The sequence below is a fragment of the Peribacillus sp. TH27 genome (assembly GCF_016650915.1).
In the GTDB taxonomy this organism is placed as follows: Bacteria; Bacillota; Bacilli; order Bacillales; family DSM-1321; genus Peribacillus; species Peribacillus butanolivorans.
In genome coordinates this window covers 512,381-525,363 of sequence record NZ_JAEKEV010000002.1, presented here as the reverse complement: position 1 = coordinate 525,363, position 12,983 = coordinate 512,381, and the positions used below count along the sequence as shown (strand labels likewise).

Here is a 12,983-nt window from a genome sequence, read left to right as displayed (position 1 = left end):
TTGACCTAATGAAACAGGCTAGGGGTTGCTTCTTAATTAACCTTTTCAATCTCCATTTTTTGAAGTAATTCTTCTTTCGTTCTAGGGGCAGGGTCTTTTTCTGTGAATATCTTTGATTGAATAAGTGATTGAAACATTTCAAATATCCATGGTTTTTCTAAATGTGCTTGATACAAAAGGTCTTCATGATGAAAAATAGTGACAGGATCTCCTTGATATATGACCTTTCCATCGTTCATGACAATGATTTCGTCAGCCCATTGATAGGCTAAGTTAACATCATGGGTTGATAAAATGATTGTTTTATCAGGGAGATGGATGTTATCCAAAAGAGCCATAATCTGTTTGGAAAAATAAGAATCCAATCCCGCCGTAGGCTCATCTAGGATCCAGACTTCGGGTTCCATGGCTAACACACCAGCTATGGCAACACGCTTCTTTTGTCCTAAGCTCAAAAAATGGGTGGGCTTATCTTTCAATTCTGTTACTTCTGTTTGGGCCATCGCCCATTCAACTTTCTCCCGCACGACATCTCTTTCCCAACTTAAGTTCATCGGTCCAAACGATATATCCTGTTGAACATTAGCGGAAAAAAGTTGTGAATCCGGGTCTTGAAAAACGATTCCAATCTGTTTTCGTAATAGTAATAATGTTTTTCTGTCATATTTTAATTTCTTTCCCTTAAATTTGATGGATCCTGTTGTTGGCTTTAATAGACCGTTTAAATGTTGGAATAAAGTTGACTTACCGGCACCGTTATTGCCTAATAAAGCAATTTTTTTACCTTGTTGAATAGTAAGAGAAAGATCTTTTAATGCGAACGTCCCATCTGCGAATTGATGGGTGAGGCCATCTATATTAAAAATATGTTCTTCCATTATCGAACTGCCCCCAATTTATATATATCTATAAATAAAGAATAAGCTTACTAGAGTTACAATGGTAATCAGCCAATTACGAGAGGAATAAGTGTAAGAGTCATCGATAAATGAAATATTCTCTTGATACCCTCTTGCGTTCATTGCCATCGTTAATTGTTCAGAGCGCTGAAACACTCCTAAAAACAGGGAAGATATGAGTAACCCGAGAGATCGAATTCCCTTCCTCACTGAACTATACCCAAGCCGTGATGACTGTGATTGATGAATGGCCATAGCTGTATCTAAAAAAATAAAGATGAAGCGATAAGTTAATTCGATTAAATCAATCAGCAATGAAGGCAGTTTCAGCTTACGCAATACATATAGTATAACTGTGATGGGAGTAGTTAAGGTTAGGAAATATAAACAGCTGATACTGCTTAATACAACAACGATTAGACCAATTACCGTTTTTATACTGTCTTCGCTGATAAATATTTGCCAGCTGCCGAAATTCCAGGACCACCATACATTTGGTATCGAAGTGAATTTACTTGCGAATGAAAAAAGGATGGTAATTGTACCTGATAGTACAAAAAATCCAGGTAATAAGAGTAATTTTAGATAATAAGAGATTGGGATTTTTGCCCCGAAAATGATTAAAGCACTCATCACGGTAAAGGTGATGAGTGAGACGGTCGTATCCCTCACTGCTAAAGAAAACAACAAAAGGGAGAGGGCAAAAATCATTTTCTCTAAAGGATGTACATGCTTTAGCCGGTTGAAATAGGCGTATTTATCTATGAGTAACATGTTTTGCCTGTTCGTCCTTTTCTTGAACGGACTGTTTATTTTTTTGTCGCATAACGCCGATGAAGTATCCTATGAATCCGGCGCCAATCGCGGCTTGGAGAGCAAACAATAAGCTTTCGGTTTCTGCACCTGGCGGCTCCCAGATACTGTTGAACCAAGGCTTATATTCTGGTTGGATTTTAGTGATGGCTTCTTCCGCCACTCCATCAGCTCCACCAAATTCTGTTCCTTGTTGGGTGATTAACGGAATTATAGCAAGTATGACGACTAGAAAAAGCAACAATAAACTTTTTTTCATGCTAACGAGCCTCCTTAGATAACACTCGCAGTAATTTCAATTCGCCTAGATTGTATTTCTTCAAGAAATTCATGACAACGACTGTCAATAAACCTTCACTGATTGCTAAAGGTATTTGGGTAAGGGCAAAGATTCCTGAAAATTTAGTGAATGAGGCCATGAATCCACCTACCTCCGATGGGAAAGCTAAAGCAAGTTGTACAGAAGTTATCACATAGGTGCCCAAATCTCCGAAAGCTGCTGCTAAGAAAACAGCAAGAGAGAAGGACCAACCTAATTTAGTAGCGCCTTTGAATACAAAATAAGCAATGAACGGCCCGCAAACAGCCATGGAAAAGGCATTGGCTCCTAGCGTAGTTAGTCCTCCATGAGCTAGTAATACAGCTTGAAATAACAGAACAATAGAACCGACGACACTCATGGCCAGTGGCCCAAACAAGATTGAACCTAAACCGACGCCGGTAGGGTGTGAAGAGCTTCCTGTAACGGAAGGGATTTTTAGGGCTGATAAAATAAAAACGAATGCGCCAGACAGACCCAGCATCATTTTTGTTTCTGGGTTTTCCTTCACTTTAGACCTAATAGAACGGTAACCCAAGATTAAAAATGGAAGTGTCACAGCCCACCAGAATATCGCCCATTCGATCGGTAAGAAGCCCTCCATAATATGCATGGCCATTGCTTTCTTTGGTACGAAGAGTAGTAAAATGACAAAATAAAGTATTTTCCAATTGGCTTTTTTCATTTTTTCTCCTTTCAACGCTTTTATTTTTAATGATTAAAGCTGAGAAGAGAAGTGGCGGGCAACATAAAAAGCACTTCTCTCAAAAAGAAAGAAGTGCGTAATGAACAGTAAGTTTGCAGCATAATACAAATATTAGCTTAGCTGCCTGATCCGCACACCCATCCTCGTAGGTTGTAAACAGTTTCACGCTTCATGGCAGGTCTCCTGGCTCTGGATCATCATCCTCATACATCCTTCCCATCGCGTTTGACAGTGGATTATTCATTACGTATTAGGACTTCCCTTTACAGTGGCGGGACCGCGCCGGATTTACACCGACTTCCCTATTAAGCTAAATTCCGAGGAATCTAGCACCATAAAACTTATGTAATTTTTTGAAAATTCTCGTTTATTGTACCATAAAGCAATGATTCCATCTACACTCTATTCATATTTTTTTTGAGAAGGATAAAATCGCAGTGAGGATAGGCATGAAGCTGGATTTTCACCATTAAACTTTTCAAAACAGTCGGAATAAACTATTGAATTTTAAAAAAGTTGTTATATGATAGATAAAGTTAACTAGAAATATATTATTATAAAACCAAATATTTCAATTTAAAAGTGCTCTTGTATGAACACGCAAGGGATAATAGGGAAATCGGTGAGAATCCGATGCGACCCCCGCTACTGTAACGCTGATGAAATTGTCGATAACCACTGGCCTAGAGCTGGGAAGGGACAAAAGTAAATTGAAGCGTAAGCCAGGAAACCTGCTTTTAAAATTGTGTGATACTTTTCGGAGGGAAAGGTAGAAGGACTATGGGGATTTTGAGAGTTTCACTTTGCTTGCTGGAGGCTCCCTTTTCATATAGTTTTTTTAAAACCTTAACTCTAACAGTTAAGGTTTTTTATTTTGCCTTTTCTCAGATTTAGGAGGAAGAAGATGACAACTTGGAACTTAAAAGGCACAAATTCGCATCTTTTGATTTGTAACGGCAGCAGTTGCATGAAAAAAGGTGGCGAAGAAATAACGCAAGCAATTCGTGATGAAATTACTTCACAAGGTCTGAATCAAAAAATTCATACTACTAGAACTCGCTGTAACGGAAGGTGTAAGGATGCCTGCGTTGTGATTGCTTATCCTCAAGGGACATGGTATCGAGTGGATTCACCTGATTTTGGACGAGAGATTGTCAGTAATCTCGATGATGAGAAGTTCATTCCACAGATGATTTACCAATTTACTAATGGAGAAATGACTCCTAATCCAGATTTTCCAGCTCAAACAGGAATTTCAAAAGACAAGTTGTAAAAGGAGATGTCTAAATGAGTACAAACGGTAAATTATTTGTCGTTGGCTTTGGACCAGGGAATTTTGAACATATTACCAAACGTGCTGTAGAAGCCCTTCAAGAAAGTGACTTCATCATTGGTTACAAAACATATGTGGAACTCATACAGGGCCTTCTTACAGATCAAACGATTATAAGTACAGGTATGACTGAAGAAGTATCACGTGCACAAGAAGCAGTGAAACAGGCGGAGTTGGGAAAGAAAGTGGCTGTAATTTCGAGTGGTGATGCAGGGGTATACGGAATGGCAGGGCTGGTTTATGAAGTATTGATTGAAAAAGGCTGGAAAGAAGAAACGGGAGTAGCCATTGAAATCATTCCTGGTATTTCTGCCATCAATTCATGTGCGTCTTTACTTGGTGCACCTGTCATGCATGATTCCTGTACCATCAGCCTCAGTGACCACTTAACGCCTTGGGATCTGATTGCCAAAAGAGTGGAGGCTGCAGCAATGGCTGACTTTGTCATTGCACTTTATAATCCTCGAAGCGGTAGACGGACTAGGCAAATTGTTGAAACACAGAAAATTTTACTGCGTTACCGCTCACCCGAAACACCTGTCGGATTGGTGAAAAGTGCTTATCGCGATCGTCAGGATATTGTGATAACCAATTTGAAAGACATGTTAAATCACGATATAGGGATGCTAACAACCGTCATTATTGGAAATTCATCTACCTTTTTATATGATGACAAAATCATCACGCCACGTGGATATCAAAGAAAGTATACATTGAATTCGGAAAAGCAACCATTGAAGCCGCATCAACGCTTGCAAAAAGAAGCAGAACCTTGGGCATTAGATCAAGAAACAGGTTCTATGCAGGAAGCGTACACCGAGTCGACTGGCGGAGTTGGATTGCTTACAAAAGCACCAGAAAAAAAGAGCACTTCTTTTGAAGTGGCAATGGAAGCACTCACAAGAGTTAAGGGTCAAACAGTTCAGCAATCAATTACGCCGATTGTTCTGCAAAAAATTGAGTCGGTATTCGAGCTTGCCGTTAGCCCAGGTGTGGCGAACAAGCAATTTACTCCGAAACAAATGATGACACTTGCAGAAGTTGTTGGAGAAAAGGGAACGATGGAATACACGCCAAATCATAAAATCGTTTTAAAGATTCCTACAACAGATCCAGAAGTTATTACTGGAAAATTGCAATCAGCAAACTTTTTATTATCGCCAATTGGGGATGTATTGACTTTAAAAGCCTGTGATTTCTGTGATGGTGAAAAAGTGGAATCCATTCCTTACGCGGATGAAATACAGAGGGTGCTTGGTGGGATTGATATGCCTAAGGAACTGAACATTGGTTTTAATGGGTGTGGAATGGCTTGTTATAGTGCAGTGATGGATGATATCGGGATCGTTTTCCGAAAAGGGAAATTTGATTTATTCCTTGGAGCGAAACCTGTTGGCAGAACGGCTCATCCTGGTCAACCAGTTGCAGAAGGAATTGAACCGGATCAACTAGTTGAATTAATTACAAACATTGTCAACGAATATAAACAAAATGCTCATCCTAATGAACGACTATTTAAATATTTCAAACGGGCGAAAAAGATACAGGGCTATTTATATCAAGACATTGCTCCCAAAATAAAAATAGAGCCTGCGCCTTGTGAAGACTAATCAAGAGGGGGATAACAAATGAAAGCAGTATTATTCGTAGGACATGGAAGCAGACTAGCTTCTGGAAACGAAGAAGTTATTCATTTTATTAAAAATATGATTCCAATAATGGACGACTCTTTATTAATTGAAACATGCTTCTTGGAATTTGCCACGCCAAGTATATCCCAAGGCATTGACAATTGCATAAAAAGAGGAGCCACTGAAGTTATCGTCATTCCGATTATTTTGTTGCATGCAGGACATTCAAAATTACATATTCCAGCTGAAATAGAGGATGGAAGGAATAAGTATCCAGCGGTTACATTCACATATGGACAAACGATTGGGGTTCACCAGGAAGTATTAACGATTCTGACAGATCGCCTTGAGGAAGTTGGATTCGATACATCTTTGGAACATCCGGAGACAGCAATATTGCTGATAGGTCGAGGTGGAAGTGATGCTGATGCAAATAGTGATATTTATAAAATTTCACGATTATTGTGGGAAAAATTAAATGTGAAGTGGGTCGAAAATGCCTTCATGGGTGTTACGGATCCGTTTGTTGATGAAGGCATTGAACGCTGTATTCGGTTAGGTGCCAAAAAAATAGTGATGCTTCCATATTTCCTCTTCACAGGTGTGTTAATGGAGAGAATGGAGAATATGCTAACAGGCTATCAAGACCAATATCCAGAGCATGAATTTGTTTTGGCGAAATACTTTGGTTATCATCCAACATTACAAACCATACTGAAAGAACGTGTAATCGAAGCTAGCGAAGGAAGGTCAAGTGGTACCCGTGATCTAGAAAACTATCGTAAACATGTGGAGGAACATGGCCATGCCCACCATCACCATCATCATCATGACCACGATCACGACCATGGGCATGACCACCATGACCACGATCACGGTCATGAAACAGACCATGGACATGACCACCATGACCATGATGAGCAAGTGGTGGGGACGACAAAATGATTTTGTTCTTAGCGGGTACAAGCGATGCAAGGGAATTAGCGATTGAAATCCAACGGGTTGGATTCCAAGTTTTGGCAACGGTAGTAACCGAGTCGGCAGCAAAAAGTTTGCAAGATGCGAAGATAGCAACTCAAATTGGACGATTAACTGCAACAGATATGGCATCTTTAATCATCGAAAAAGGATTTCATGCGGTAGTTGATGCAAGTCACCCATTTGCAGAAGAAGCATCGAAAAACGCTCTTCAGGCAGCAAAGGAAGCAAATGTTCCTTATATTCGTTATGAACGTGAAAGTCAACGATTCCAGAATGAGAAATTGATTATGGTTCGTGATTATGCTGAAGCCGCCAAGCTTGCTGCTACAAAGCGGGGAGTTATTATGCTAACGACTGGAAGTAAAACCTTAGCGATTTTTGCTAAAGAGTTAGTAGGTCTGGAGAATACAAGAGTGATAGCGAGAATGCTTCCGCGCATTGATAATATGGAAAAATGTGCTCAGTTAGGCATTGAGCAAAAAAATATAGTCGCTGTTCAAGGTCCATTTTCAAAAGAATTGAACAAAGCGCTATACAATCAATATGGTGTCACGTTAATGATTACAAAAGAAAGTGGCAAGGTTGGATCTGTTGATGAGAAATTGGAAGCAGCATTGGAATGTGGAATTGAGACGATTATGATTTCTCGTCCTGATGTTGATTATAAAAATGTTCATTCCAGTTTTAATCTGGTCATTGCCGATTTGAAAAAACAACTAAACGAAAAATAGGAGGAATGTACGATGGATTTTAAAACAGATTTTAAACCCCTAACGGTTGATCCAGATAAAATATATGATTATAGTTTTTCAATTATTGCTGAAGAAATGGGTAATCATGATTTTTCAGAAGATGAGTGGAAGATAGTTCGCCGTGTAATTCATGCATCAGCAGACTTTGAATTAGGAAGAAGTGTCATTATCCATCCAAATGCCATTCAAGCTGGTGTGGAAGCAATCCGCAAAGGAAGACATGTTATTGCCGATGTTCAAATGATAGAAAGTGGAACGGGGAAAAAACGTTTTCAAAAACATGGCGGGGACGTGCATTGCTATATTTCAGACCCAGATGTAATGGTTGAAGCAAAACGATTGAAAACGACAAGAGCCATCATTTCGATGCAAAAAGCCGTAAAGGAAAATGAAGGCGGGATATATGCCATTGGTAACGCACCAACAGCATTATTAGAACTCATTCGTCTTATTAAAGAAGGGATTGCTAAACCCGACTTAATTATTGGTATGCCTGTTGGATTTGTTTCTGCCGCGGAATCAAAAGAAGAACTAGCAAAAATTACCGAAGTGCCATTCATTACAAATGTTGGCCGAAAAGGCGGAAGTACTGTCACGGTTGCGGCATTGAATGCGATTTCCCTTTTAGCTGATTAGGTTAAATCATGGAAAAGAAAGTCAAGAAAGATCCCTCCCAAATGCGGCATGGGTATACGACCGGAGCCTGTTCAACAGCAGTAACTAAAGCGGCATTGATCGCATTGATCACTGGTGATGCACTTGAGGAGGCAACGATTTCTTTGCCTATAGGTAGAGATGCTACTTTTACAATTGAGAAATATGATATAACGGAAAATTCAGTTAGTGCAGAAACAATTAAAGATGCTGGCGATGATCCAGATGCCACTCATCTGGCACATATAATTTCTACTGTCAGCTGGGTAGATACACCTGGCATCATCTTGGATGGAGGGATTGGTGTTGGTCGCGTGACCAAAGCTGGTCTTCCTGTTCCTGTCGGAGAAGCGGCAATTAATCCTGTGCCGCGCAAAATGATTTTAACAACCGTGCAACAAACATTAGAAGAATTTAAGGTTAATAGAGGTGTGAAAGTCGTTATATCCGTACCAGCAGGTGAAGAAATTGCGAAGAAAACATTAAACGGCCGGTTAGGGATTGTCGGTGGCATTTCCATTTTGGGAACAAGGGGCACCGTCGTTCCTTTTTCCAGTTCCGCGTATATGGCAAGTATTGTTCAGGCGATTAGTGTTGCTAAAGCTGGTGGCTGTGATCATCTTGTCTTAACGACAGGTGGTCGAAGCGAAAAGTATGCAATGGGTCTTCTTCAGGGGTTACCTGAAGAAGCCTTTATTGAAATGGGTGACTTTGTAGGGTTCTCGCTAAAGCAATGCAAAAGACAGGGAATTAAAAAGGTATCTCTTGTCGGTATGATGGGGAAATTTTCGAAAGTTGCACAAGGTGTGATGATGGTGCATTCAAAAAGTGCACCAGTCGACTTCGGCTTTTTATCTGAAATTGCCCAAAGTGTCGGAGCAGATGATAATCTTGTTTTTGAAATTAAGAACGCAAACACCGCATCGCAAGTCGGTGATATGATGGCCGAGATTGATAACAAAGAATTCTTCAATAAACTTTGTGAAGCCTGCTGTCACTCAGGATTAAAGCAAGTGAAGGGCGGCATTGAAATGGAAACAGCGATTTATTCGTTGAAAGGACAATTACTAGGAAGGGCTGTTGGAATTGACTCAATCGATTAAATTAATCGGGATAGGAGATAACGGTCAAGAAAGCTTACTGCCTCAATATGCACAATGGATTGAAGAAAGTGAAGTGCTTATCGGCGGTGAGAGGGTCTTGTCCTTCTTCCCGAATTATCAAGGAAAGAAAATTGTCATAAAGGGCGGCATGAAAGCAGTTGTAGAACGACTACAGGAAGAGACTCGTCCGACGGTCGTTTTAGCTTCTGGTGATCCGCTATTTTACGGAATTGGCGGCTATCTTTCCAGCAAGATGAATATAGAAGTATACCCATATTTTAGTTCAATTCAACTCGCTTTTGCCAAAATGGGTGAAAGCTGGCAAGATGCTTTCCTTGTTAGTGTTCATGGTCGAAGTATGAAAGGGTTGGCCCAACGGATCGATGGGAAAGCAAAAGTTGCATTGCTTACTGACGTTGAAAATAGTCCTAATCAACTTGCTAAATATCTTCTATCATTTGGTATGACAGAATATCGGGCATTTGTGGCGGAGAATCTTCAAGGAGAAAATGAACATTCAGGCTGGTATGAACTTGAAGAAATGATAGAGCGGAAATTCTCTCCGTTAAATGTCGTCATTTTGAAAAAGATATCTGAAGGACCGAGCTGGTCTTTAGGCATTGAAGATGAAGAATTTTCGCAGCGGAAGCCAGATAAAGGTCTCATTACCAAAAAGGAAATTCGAGTATTAAGCCTTCATGCGTTAAAACTTAAGAAAAGCAGCATAGTCTGGGATGTTGGGACGTGTACGGGCTCAATGGGGATTGAAGCTGCGAAGCTCTCACCTGAAGGTCAAGTTTTTGCGATTGAAAAAAATGAGCCGGATTTAGAAAATTGTTTACAAAACCAACGTAAGTTTCGTACCGATTTAACGGCGATTCATGGAAAAGCACCGCAAGGCTTAGAAACGTTTCCTGATCCGGATGCCGTTTTTATCGGTGGGACAGGCGGAGAGATGGTAGACCTCATCAATACTTGCTGCAATCGGTTGAAAAAAGGCGGAAGGATTGTCCTTAATGCCGCTACGATAGAAAATCTTTACCGTGCGAACGAGGCATTTGCAGAAGCAGGTTTTCAAACCTCCATCATGCACGCTCAAATTTCACGAAGCAAGCCTATTTTAGGAATGAACAGATTTGTTCCGCTGAATCCGGTTTATATCATTACTGCACAACGAAAGGAAGACATGAATGAGTAATCTTGGTACATTATATGGTCTTGGCGTCGGTCCTGGAGATCCGGAGCTTATTACAGTAAAAGCGTTTCGAGTCATTCAGGAATCGCCAGTTATTGCGTATCCGAAAAAAAGAAAAGGTAGCAAAAGCTACGCCCATCGTATCGTAGAAGTATACATTCGGCCTGAGGAGAAGGAAATGCTCGGACTTGTTTTTCCGATGACGAAGGATCAAACGATTTTGGATCGGGAATGGAACGAAACAGTTGAGAAGGTTTGGCAAAAGTTATATGAAGGTAAGGATGTTGCTTTCGTTACAGAAGGAGATCCGCTTTTATATAGTACGTTCATACATATGATGAAATTGATGCAGGAATTGCATCCTGAAGTTGAGATTAAGACGGTACCAGGCATTTCTTCGTTTAACGGGTCAGCTTCAAGATTGGGCATTGCTTTGGCAGATGGCGATGATCATGTCGCGATTATTCCTGCAAGAGATGATTATGAAGCGATGAAGAAGGCGATTGAAGATCATGATGCTGTAGTGTTCATTAAAGTCGCAAAAGTAATCGATTTAATGATAACTGTATTAAAAGATTTAGATTTGCTTGAAAAGGCTTCAGTTGTAACCAAAGTCACTTCCGATGAAGAAGTAATTTGGAACTTAAGTGAATTGGAAGGACTTGAACTAGAATACTTAACTTTGATGGTGGTGAGAAAGTGAAAATATATATTGTAGGTGCTGGTCCAGGAGATCCGGATTTGATTACGGTAAAAGGATTGAATATTCTCCAAACAGCAGACGTTATTTTATATACGGATTCATTAGTAAATGAAGAATTGATTGCAAAGGCAAAACCTGATGCCGAGGTGCTGAAAACGGCTGGAATGCATTTGGAAGAAATTGTTGATGTTATGGTTGATCGTGTTAAAGCAGGAAAAATGGTAGCCCGTATTCACACAGGAGATCCTGCTATGTACGGTGCAATCATGGAACAAATTGTTCTATTGAAGAAAGAGGATATTGGCTATGAGGTGATTCCTGGTGTTAGTTCAGTATTTGCTTCAGCAGCAGCAATTGGCGCCGAGCTGACGATTCCCGATTTAACTCAGACACTTATTTTAACGAGAGCTGAAGGACGGACACCGGTTCCAGAATTCGAAAAATTACGAGATTTAGCGAGTCATCATTGTACGATTGCCCTTTTCTTAAGCGCAACCTTAACAAAAAAAATCGTCAAAGAACTCCAAACAGCGGGGTGGAAAGATGATACGCCTGTTGCAGTCATTCAACGGGCAACATGGCCGGACCAAAAAATTGTTCGTACTACCTTAGTGAATTTAGATGATGATATGCGTAAAAATGGAATCCGCAAGCATGCAATGATTTTGGCTGGATGGGCGTTAGACCCTAATATCCATGATAAAGATGAATACCGTTCCAAACTATATGATGCGAGCTTTACCCACGGTTTCCGAAAAGGTGTCAAGCCATGATTATTGAATTAAAAGAAGAGGAACTAGCCCCCATAAAACAGTCTCATACTTATGCAATCGTAGCGATTACAAAGCATGGTGTAGAACTAGCAAGAAAATTACACACTGTTTTTTCAAATTCTGATCTATATTACATGAGCAAGTTTGAAAAAGGGGATGAAGAGCACAGACAAATCCAGCTTTTTTCGGGAAGTGTCCGTATGCTGTTACCCGCTTTATTCAAGGAATATAAAGGAATCATTTTAATTATTTCACTCGGTGCCGTCGTCCGGATGATAGCTCCAATTTTGAAGGATAAAAAAACGGACCCAGGAGTTGTTGTCATTGATGACAAAGGGGAGAATGTTATCAGTGTTTTGTCAGGACACCTTGGAGGAGCAAATGAACTTACCAAGGAAGTTGCAGCAGCGCTTGATGCAAATGCAATTATTACAACTGCATCAGATGTACAAAAAACAATTCCTGTCGATTTATTTGGCCAGCGCTTTGGCTGGGTTTGGGATTCTGCGGAAAAATTAACGCCAGTCAGTGCGTCCGTTGTAAATGAAGAGCATGTTGCAATCGTTCAGGAGTCGGGTGAACGGAACTGGTGGACGTATGAAACAGTATTACCTGAACAAATAATCGTTTATCCGTCAATTGATGACGCCCTTAAAGCAAAGCCTCAAGCAGCCTTAGTAGTTACTCATCGGGAGCTTAGGCAGACTGAAAATAAGATCCTGGACAATGGTATTGTATTTCGTCCAAAAGTCATTGTTCTTGGAATCGGCTGTAATCGAGGAACATCAGCCGTTGAAATTGAGCAGGTAATTGTGGAAACATTAGCGGAATTATCATTTTCAATAAAAAGTGTTAAAGCAATATGTACAATTTCAATAAAGAAAGATGAAATTGGTTTGCTCGAAGTCGTTCAAAAACACGGTTGGGAATTTGTGTATTTTGAACCGGAAGAACTTAATCAGGCTAAAATTGAAGCTCCGTCAGACACAGTATATAAATACACAGGTGCTTATGGTGTGAGTGAGCCAGCTGTTAGAATTTTTACAGGAGCGGAACAACTGGAGCTGGTTAAGAAAAAATCGGGAAATGTCACTATTTCTGTAGGGATTATTCCTTTATAA

The 12,983-nt window shown here is 40.2% G+C and carries 14 protein-coding genes and 2 riboswitches; of the genes, 10 read left to right on the top strand and 4 right to left on the bottom strand.

The window, feature by feature from the left end; all coding sequences use genetic code 11:
- Positions 1 to 32 precede the first annotated feature (32 nt).
- The 4 genes from JFU24_RS04035 to JFU24_RS04020 are packed head-to-tail and all read right to left on the bottom strand — an operon-like array spanning position 33 to position 2,716.
- Entirely contained in the window at positions 33 to 878 is an 846-nt protein-coding gene (locus JFU24_RS04035) for an energy-coupling factor ABC transporter ATP-binding protein (RefSeq protein ID WP_201249537.1), read from the bottom strand.
- Between the two features lie 18 nt (positions 879 to 896).
- Entirely contained in the window at positions 897 to 1,673 is a 777-nt protein-coding gene (gene cbiQ, locus JFU24_RS04030; RefSeq protein WP_201249536.1) for a cobalt ECF transporter T component CbiQ, read from the bottom strand.
- Positions 1,657 to 1,971, bottom strand: a complete 315-nt coding sequence (locus JFU24_RS04025; protein ID WP_201180814.1) for an energy-coupling factor ABC transporter substrate-binding protein — start codon at positions 1,969 to 1,971, stop codon at positions 1,657 to 1,659. The genes cbiQ and JFU24_RS04025 overlap by 17 nt, the downstream gene beginning before the upstream one ends.
- A gap of 1 nt (position 1,972) precedes the next feature.
- On the bottom strand, positions 1,973 to 2,716 hold the full coding sequence (locus JFU24_RS04020) for an energy-coupling factor ABC transporter permease (RefSeq protein ID WP_201180813.1): 744 nt from the start codon (positions 2,714 to 2,716) through the stop codon (positions 1,973 to 1,975).
- A 177-nt stretch (positions 2,717 to 2,893) separates the two neighbouring features.
- Positions 2,894 to 3,089, bottom strand: a riboswitch (cobalamin riboswitch).
- 211 nt (positions 3,090 to 3,300) lie between these two features.
- Positions 3,301 to 3,490, top strand: a riboswitch (cobalamin riboswitch).
- Positions 3,491 to 3,641: 151 nt separating this feature from the next.
- On the opposite strand from JFU24_RS04020, the gene JFU24_RS04015 reads away from it, so the two are divergent.
- Genes JFU24_RS04015 through JFU24_RS03970 form a run of 10 tightly spaced genes read left to right on the top strand, consistent with a single transcriptional unit; the run spans position 3,642 to position 12,983 of the window.
- Positions 3,642 to 4,010 carry a (2Fe-2S) ferredoxin domain-containing protein gene (locus JFU24_RS04015; RefSeq protein WP_201249535.1) on the top strand — a complete coding sequence of 123 codons (369 nt, stop codon included), beginning with the start codon at positions 3,642 to 3,644 and terminating at the stop codon, positions 4,008 to 4,010.
- A 14-nt stretch (positions 4,011 to 4,024) separates the two neighbouring features.
- Positions 4,025 to 5,680 (top strand): precorrin-3B C(17)-methyltransferase, encoded by a 1,656-nt coding sequence (gene cobJ, locus JFU24_RS04010; protein ID WP_201249534.1) that lies wholly within the window; start codon positions 4,025 to 4,027, stop codon positions 5,678 to 5,680.
- 18 nt (positions 5,681 to 5,698) lie between these two features.
- On the top strand, positions 5,699 to 6,646 hold the full coding sequence (locus tag JFU24_RS04005) for a sirohydrochlorin chelatase (protein ID WP_201249533.1): 948 nt from the start codon (positions 5,699 to 5,701) through the stop codon (positions 6,644 to 6,646).
- Positions 6,643 to 7,413 carry a precorrin-6A reductase gene (gene cobK / locus JFU24_RS04000; RefSeq protein ID WP_201224721.1) on the top strand — a complete coding sequence of 257 codons (771 nt, stop codon included), beginning with the start codon at positions 6,643 to 6,645 and terminating at the stop codon, positions 7,411 to 7,413. Before JFU24_RS04005 ends, cobK begins: the two co-directional genes overlap by 4 nt.
- Before the next feature lie 12 nt (positions 7,414 to 7,425).
- Positions 7,426 to 8,070 (top strand): precorrin-8X methylmutase, encoded by a 645-nt coding sequence (locus tag JFU24_RS03995; RefSeq protein ID WP_053345847.1) that lies wholly within the window; start codon positions 7,426 to 7,428, stop codon positions 8,068 to 8,070.
- A gap of 8 nt (positions 8,071 to 8,078) precedes the next feature.
- Positions 8,079 to 9,191 (top strand): cobalt-precorrin-5B (C(1))-methyltransferase, encoded by a 1,113-nt coding sequence (locus tag JFU24_RS03990; RefSeq protein WP_056526998.1) that lies wholly within the window; start codon positions 8,079 to 8,081, stop codon positions 9,189 to 9,191.
- Positions 9,175 to 10,389: a precorrin-6y C5,15-methyltransferase (decarboxylating) subunit CbiE gene (gene cbiE / locus JFU24_RS03985; protein WP_201180807.1), complete on the top strand. Its 1,215-nt coding sequence runs from the start codon at positions 9,175 to 9,177 to the stop codon at positions 10,387 to 10,389. The genes JFU24_RS03990 and cbiE overlap by 17 nt, the downstream gene beginning before the upstream one ends.
- Entirely contained in the window at positions 10,382 to 11,089 is a 708-nt protein-coding gene (gene cobI, locus JFU24_RS03980; RefSeq protein WP_053345849.1) for a precorrin-2 C(20)-methyltransferase, read from the top strand. Before cbiE ends, cobI begins: the two co-directional genes overlap by 8 nt.
- Complete coding sequence (gene cobM, locus JFU24_RS03975) at positions 11,086 to 11,862, top strand: precorrin-4 C(11)-methyltransferase (protein WP_098174651.1); 777 nt, start codon at positions 11,086 to 11,088, stop codon at positions 11,860 to 11,862. Before cobI ends, cobM begins: the two co-directional genes overlap by 4 nt.
- Positions 11,859 to 12,983 carry a cobalt-precorrin 5A hydrolase gene (locus JFU24_RS03970; protein ID WP_201180805.1) on the top strand — a complete coding sequence of 375 codons (1,125 nt, stop codon included), beginning with the start codon at positions 11,859 to 11,861 and terminating at the stop codon, positions 12,981 to 12,983. The genes cobM and JFU24_RS03970 overlap by 4 nt, the downstream gene beginning before the upstream one ends.